At 44.0% G+C, this 6,316-nt stretch carries 5 protein-coding genes, 1 tRNA gene and 1 pseudogene; 3 read left to right on the top strand and 4 right to left on the bottom strand.

Features of this window, described 5'->3' with window-relative positions:
- Positions 1–132: 132 nt before the first annotated feature.
- The gene (locus BIY37_RS14280; protein WP_070066656.1) at positions 133–369 is read right to left on the bottom strand and encodes an AvaI/BsoBI family type II restriction endonuclease; all 237 of its coding nucleotides are present in this window, start codon (positions 367–369) and stop codon (positions 133–135) included.
- On the opposite strand from BIY37_RS14280, the gene BIY37_RS14460 reads away from it, so the two are divergent.
- Together BIY37_RS14460 and BIY37_RS04585 are read left to right on the top strand one after the other, a co-directional pair.
- The gene (locus tag BIY37_RS14460; RefSeq protein WP_230402438.1) at positions 263–631 is read left to right on the top strand and encodes a hypothetical protein; all 369 of its coding nucleotides are present in this window, start codon (positions 263–265) and stop codon (positions 629–631) included. The genes BIY37_RS14280 and BIY37_RS14460 overlap by 107 nt on opposite strands.
- Before the next feature lie 157 nt (positions 632–788).
- Positions 789–1,178: pseudogene (locus BIY37_RS04585) on the top strand (ISNCY-like element ISCku10 family transposase); the annotation flags it as partial.
- A 389-nt stretch (positions 1,179–1,567) separates the two neighbouring features.
- On the opposite strand, the gene BIY37_RS04590 reads toward BIY37_RS04585, so the two are convergent.
- The 3 genes from BIY37_RS04590 to purD form a co-directional block, all read right to left on the bottom strand.
- Entirely contained in the window at positions 1,568–3,772 is a 2,205-nt protein-coding gene (locus tag BIY37_RS04590) for an ATP-dependent helicase (protein WP_070066658.1), read from the bottom strand.
- Positions 3,773–3,828: 56 nt separating this feature from the next.
- Entirely contained in the window at positions 3,829–4,323 is a 495-nt protein-coding gene (locus tag BIY37_RS04595) for a class I SAM-dependent methyltransferase (protein WP_230402439.1), read from the bottom strand.
- 154 nt (positions 4,324–4,477) lie between these two features.
- The gene (gene purD / locus BIY37_RS04600; RefSeq protein WP_070066660.1) at positions 4,478–5,755 is read right to left on the bottom strand and encodes a phosphoribosylamine--glycine ligase; all 1,278 of its coding nucleotides are present in this window, start codon (positions 5,753–5,755) and stop codon (positions 4,478–4,480) included.
- A gap of 308 nt (positions 5,756–6,063) precedes the next feature.
- Here purD and BIY37_RS04605 point away from each other — a divergent pair.
- Positions 6,064–6,140: transfer RNA gene (locus BIY37_RS04605), tRNA-Met, on the top strand.
- Positions 6,141–6,316: the final 176 nt, after the last annotated feature.

A 6,316-nucleotide genomic window follows, 5' to 3' on the forward strand; every position in this document is an offset into this window, starting at 1 on the left:
GATATGCTATAATAATGACATCCCTTCGGGATTACAGAATCAATATTTTGTTCACTCATAGGGTTTGTGAGCGAAAGTACGCTGAATAGTTACCACAAATCAATATTATTACCAACGATTGGAACGACTAAATTAAAGGCCACAGTACTGCTTTCGTTGTCTTTTTTCCAACGGAATCCTTTTGCAAAAGATCCCAATTCCTGCATCGTACTCTGACATGGGTATCCATGTATTTGTTTCAGAATGAAGCCACTCATAAGATTTGCCAGCAACCCTCAGTGCGGAAATAATAGAGCGAGTTAACTTTCGTTGGGCCAAAACTCCACCAATATTTCGTATTGAACCACCTTCGGAAAACCAATTCTTCAATGAACTTTTTCCCTACCGGCGCAAGAGTCCTTTTATCGCCTCTTCCTCATCTCTCGACAGAAGATGGTTGGCTGTCTTGTCTGATATGCTAGCAGCAGTTAATATGGCTGATTATATATCTGGAATGTTGAGTAAATCACTGGGTGTTTTAGCCGTTGAGGCGGCAACTTTCAGTGCTCTTACTTCTTCGACATACGGTATAGCCAGTATGTTTTTTCTAATGCCTGACCAACAAAACCAGCGCGAACAGCCTCATATGTAATGTTTGAACGGAACACTCCAAAGCTTGCTAAAATAAGGCGAGAACAAAGGGATTCTGGATATAAAGACTCCAAATATTCGATTCATTAACACACCAGCCAAAGGACATTCGATAGAAGACGAGAAAGAGATTTGAGCAGCAGAAGAAGCTTGAGGTTATATCCATTTCAGAAGTACAATTGCCAATAAAGAGCTGAGACTAGCTCCCACCGACACGGAGGGCATTGCAACACATCTATGTCACACCGGAGTTGAACGCGGAGGTATTCAGGATATTGGAGGAAAAGGTACTGAAGGAGAAAAAAAAGATGGGGAGATACGGGATGAAATTGTGGTATATCCTGGTCTTATCAGCAGTGAGATTAGGGTTGGATGCTGATTACGATCGGTTGGATGATTTCGTCAACCATCTTAAGCTAATCAGGCAGATACTGGGGGTAGAGACAATATTTGGAGAGGGCAAGAGATTTTCAAGGCAGAGTATCAAGGATAAGGTAAGTTTATTGGATGAGGAGATCATCAACAAAGTCAATGAGGTAGTGGTGAGATTGAATTGGCAAGTAGTTTAAGTGGAAAGATAGAGGCAAGTATGTTGGCAATCTATGAAGGGGTGCTCTTAATAGATCGGATAGGCGTGCAATAATTCCGCATCCTCGGTTCTGCGAGAGCAGTAAGAATAATCCCACCGTCTACTTAATCTTAGTTTTCAGTTTGCTTGTGATAGGACTATTTCTTGCAAATTAATAAAGTCTTTTTCCTGACACAGTTTGTTTTCAGCCATTGCTTAGGAATGCGATGGCTTGACACTCTGTTTTAGGACAGTTCGTTCCCGAATCCTGTTTGGGGATGTATTCGTCGTGAAAACTTTATTTCAAGAGAGATCCTTTTCTCATTATTAGCAAGAGATTACGCACGAATTGGCTGACTACATGGTTTTCTATTTTATTCGTTCTAATTTTGCGTAAGCCAGCATCAGATGCTTTGTGCCGCCAACATGAAAACTTACCTTGACGCTTGCCTTTTCATTGCTGCCATAGACCTCCAGGATCCGCCCAATTCCAAAAAGGGGGTGTCTTACCACCTCTCCGCACGAAAAGGCCGAGGCGGTTTCTCTTGCCGGAGCGACCGGAGTACCTGCAGTGTTTTTCTCTGGATCAAAGGCTGTCGATATATCGTACGCCAAACTGCTGCTGGTGTTGTTATAAGGATAATAAGAATACTCCCTGTTAGTTCTGTCAATCTTATCTACAATTTCATCTGGTATCTCATCCAAAAACCTGGATGGCTGGCAGAGGTTTGTCTGCCCGTATTGCATTCTGCGCCTGGCGTGGGTAAGGAAGAGTTTCTTCATAGCCCGTGTAATACCTACGTAACAAAGCCTCCTTTCCTCCTCAATCTCGTCATCCGAGTCGTTTGATTCTGAGTGAGGCAATAAGCCCTCTTCCATGCCGGTAAGAAAAACAACGGGGAATTCCAGTCCCTTGGCCGTATGGAGTGTCATAAGAGTCACAGCTTCGGCAGTATCTTCCATCTCATCTACGTCGGAAACGAGCGCCACCTCTTCTAAAAATCCCTGTAACGTCCCCTCAGAATAACCGATATCATATTCATGTGCGGCGTTGACCAGTTCTTCCACGTTGGCAATGCGGTCATTCGATTCTGCCTCTCCGGATTCCCGGAGATAGGCGAAATAGTTCGTTTTTTCAATCACTTGTTTGATAATATCTTCTACCGGAGATCGGGGAAGTTGTTGAAAACCAGAGATGAGTTCGGAATATCTTTTGATTGACAAGGCCGCTTTGCCCGTAATTTCCGGTACTACATCAATCTGTCGTATGGTATCAAAGAGGGTGGCGTTATGATTTATAGCCCAACCTTCCAGTTTTTTCATCGTCGTATTTCCTATACCACGTGCCGGGGTGTTGATCGTGCGTCCCAATGCCACCTCATCGTGAGGATTGATACATAGCCTTAAATAGGAAAGGATGTCTTTGATCTCCTTCCTTTGATAAAATTCAACGCCCCCGATGATGGTATAAGGAATGCCGGAGTTTCTCAGCGAGATTTCCAGGACGCGCGACTGTGCATTGGTACGATAAAATAACGCTATGTCCGAATACCTGATACCTTTCTTCGCAAGTTCTTTTATTTCCTTTGCAATCTCGTCGGCTTCTCCGTGTTCATTCTCGCAAGAGATCGCCTGGAGTTTTTCTCCCTCCACATTTTCTGTCCACAGAAGCTTCTGTTTCCGGTATTTGTTCTGCTGAATGATGCTGGAAGCTGCATGCAGGATATGTTTTGTGGAACGGTAGTTTTGCTCGAGAAAGACCACCTTGGCATCGGGGTAGTCCTTTTCAAAATCCATGATATTCCTGATATCTGCCCCACGCCAGCCGTAGATGGACTGGTCGGGATCGCCCGTTACGCAGATGTTCCTGTATCGGCTTGCCAGAAGCCGTGTGATGGTATATTGGGAGTAATTCGTGTCCTGATATTCGTCAATGAGGATAAACCTAAATTTGTCCTGATACATTTCCAAAACATCAGGATGGGTCTTAAACAGTTCTATGGTTTTTATCAGAAGATCATCAAAATCCAGGGCGTTGTTCATCTTCAGCAGAGTTTGGTATTTTTTGTAAATCTGGGCTACGGTGTGGTTGTAATAACCCGAAGTGGTTGAGGCAAAGGTTGCGGGGTCAATGAGTTTGTTTTTTGCGTTGCTGATAGAGCTCACAATCGTACGGGGTTTCCACTGGGTTGTATCCAGATGGAGCTCAGCCATAATGGACTTGACACGGTTTAGTTGGTCGGTCGTGTCATAGATGCTGAAGTCCCTTGAATATCCAAGTCGGTCAATGGTGCTTCTCAGCATTCGTGCGCACATCTTGTGGAACGTAGAGACCCACAATCCTTTGTGAGAAGAAAACTGCTTTATCCGCTCATCCATCTCGTTGGCTGCCTTGTTGGTAAACGTAATAGCCAGAATGTCGTAGGGTTTTATCCCCTGCGATATCAGATAGCCGATACGACGAGTGATGACGCGGGTTTTCCCACTTCCCGCACCTGCTACAACCAGGAGGGGGCCTTCGACATGGGTAATTGCCTCGCGTTGCTTATCAGTAACATTTTGTAAGAACGACATAGAATCGTAAAGGGTTTACTACATCATTCCGTAAAAATCCGCAGTAAACGCTATCCTCATTTCTTTGCAATCAGGCTCGCAATGGCCTTCTTATTATCCAAAACAAGCTCCCGGTAATAAACAATCTTCAGATCTTCGAAAAGGCGCAATAGTTCGTTGGGTTGCAATAAATATTCCTCTTCTTTCGGCCCTTTGAATCCGCGTTCCCGGTTTTCTGTGGTGTAGGTCTCGTAAATAATCATTCCACCTGGTTTCAGTGCTGCCTTCATCTGTGGTACAAGATCGCGCTGCAGATAGTAAAAGCATGCAATTACATCATATGTATCTTTGGGTAATTGATACGTCTCTAAATCTGCAATAAAGGCATGAATGGTAGCATGATTCTCCGCGGCCAGCTTCCTGGCTTTTTTTACGGCGTGCTCGGAAATATCACAGCCGTCTACCTCAAAGCCATGCTTTGCTAGGAATACAGCATTGCGGCCCTCGCCCATTGCCAGATCCAGCGCTTTTCCCCTGGGTAAAAGCCCGATGTGCTCTTTAAGAAATTCCACAGGTTCCTTTCCGAGGATATAAGCTTCCGTTTCGTATCTCTTCTCCCAAAGTACCTTGTCCCGGCTGTCGGCAAACGATGAAAATAGAATATGGTGGGAAAAAAACATGCTTATAAAAAAATAAAAAGAGTTTTTGGAGATGGGTTTCATTTCGCTAATTTTTTCGGTGCATGGCCTTTCCACCAATATCTCTTCTGTAGTGAGCGCCTGCGAATGACAGTTTTTCAATCGCCCCGTAAGCTGCCTGCTGTGCCTCCTGCAGATCTTTTCCTAGTGTTGTGACTCCCAGGACGCGACCGCCGTTAGTGACAATTTTCCCGTCTTTCATGGATGTTCCTGCATGAAAAACCTGGACGTGGGTTAGTTTTCTTGTTGTCTCAAGGCCGGAAATGGGAAAGCCTTTTTCGTATAAATCAGGATAACCTTTTGATGCCATAACGACGCATAATGAGGTACCGTCATTCCATTCAATTCCTGCGTTCTCAAGGGTATTCTTTTCGGCTGATAAAAGGATCGGGACTAAATCACTTTTCATCCGCATGAGAAGAACTTGTGTTTCGGGGTCACCAAATCTGGCATTAAACTCGAGTACCTTTGGTCCTGTGCTGGTGATGATGAGACCTGCATAAATAACACCCGTGTAAGGACGATTCTCCCTCTTCATGGCATGAATAACAGGTACCAGGATGTTTTCTTCAATAGAAAACTGCAATTGCTCGGTAATTAATGGAACGGGTGAGTATGCACCCATGCCGCCCGTGTTGGGCCCTTTGTCTCCATCGTACGCTGCTTTATGATCCTGTACCGATGATAAAGGAAGAAGGGTATTTCCATCCGTAATTGCAAGGATTGAAACTTCTTCTCCGGAAAGAAATTCTTCGACAACAACCCTGTCTCCCGCATGTCCGAAGATTTTATCCCTCATGATATCATCGAGATGTTTGTTGGCTTCTTCGGGTGTTTTACAGATAAATACCCCTTTCCCCTTTGCCAGGCCGTCGGCCTTAATAACCAAGGGGAATTCGCACGTTGTCATATGCTTTTTTGCCTGTTTTATATCTTCAAAGACCTTGAAATCTGCCGTGGGGATACCGTGTTTTCTCATCAGGGTCTTTGCAAAGACCTTGCTTCCCTCAATTGCTGATGCTCGTTTGGTTGAGCCGAATATTTGCAGATGCCCTTCCCGAAAACGATCGACGATCCCGGCTATCAATGCGTCTTCCGGGCCAACGACGGTCAGGTCTATTTTATGTTTCAGCGCAAAATTGTAAAGGCCATCGATGTTTTCCGCATCAATATCTACGCATTCAGCAATTTCAGCAATTCCCGGATTCCCGGGTGCGCAAAATACCTTTTTTACCATAGGCGATTGCGCTATTTTCCAAACGAGGGCGTGTTCCCGTCCACCGCCTCCGACAATCAGTATCTTCATGTAGTTTTCCACGCTATCGTGTTTCGAGAGCGGTTCAAAAATGATTCCTTATGCTGTGAAAGTCTATTTTTAAGATGTAATGTGCAGAAGCCCAACCTGAGATCCTTTTCTTCTATTTTAATAATATTGTATCTAAGTATTTATTGTACCAAAAAAATCAGGAAAAATGGAAAGATTTTTTGTTCTATTAAGCTTATGACGTATTCATCAAAGTTTTTATTCTTGACAGTTGGATGTAGACTGATATACTAAGTGAATAATCGCTTTCGTTGCGTAGAGTGTTCATTCAAGTAAATAGTTGTAAATAACGCGGGGTAGAGCAGTCTGGTAGCTCGTCGGGCTCATAACCCGGAGGCCGTGGGTTCGAATCCCACCCCCGCTACCAATAAAATCAGATATTTGCGATTACACACCGCCTTCTCTTCATGTGGTTGCGATAAATTTATTCGTCATTTTATCCAACACTTTAGCACAGTTCCATAAACTCTCCGCACGTGTGCGCCTATAAACTGGGTCAAATGAAAAAAATGTATCTATATACAGCATTTAATGATGAAACAA

The organism is Candidatus Brocadia sapporoensis, from assembly GCF_001753675.2.
GTDB classification, from domain to species: Bacteria; Planctomycetota; Brocadiia; order Brocadiales; family Brocadiaceae; genus Brocadia; species Brocadia sapporoensis.